Annotated in this window: 1 pseudogene; it reads left to right on the top strand. The window is 43.3% G+C overall.

What is annotated here, in order from left to right:
* Positions 1-123 precede the first annotated feature (123 nt).
* Positions 124-261 (top strand): annotated as a pseudogene (locus AB4585_RS26405) (lipopolysaccharide ABC transporter permease LptG); the annotation flags it as partial.

Below are 261 nucleotides of genomic sequence, written 5' to 3'. Positions count from 1 at the left end.
CAGGTACTAGGGATGTGGCCGATGAATATTGGTTTATTGGTAGTGGGGTTAGCGCTTAATTCAATGGATAGTTTACCGGTACGACGCTGGAAAGATAAGATTCGCCAAAAGAGGGCTGCCTAGATGTTTAAGATTCTAGATTTATACATTGGCAGAACCATTATCGGTACCACCACTATCTGTTTGGTTACCTTGGTGGGCTTGTCAGGCATCATCAAATACGTTGAGCAATTGCGTAAAGTTGGACGTGGTACTTATGAC

Source organism: Vibrio sp. 10N.222.49.C9 (assembly GCF_041474985.1).
GTDB lineage: Bacteria > Pseudomonadota > Gammaproteobacteria > Enterobacterales > Vibrionaceae > Vibrio > Vibrio crassostreae_C.
Note: the sequence above shows the minus strand (reverse complement) of the source record. Positions and strands in the feature narration are given on the sequence as shown.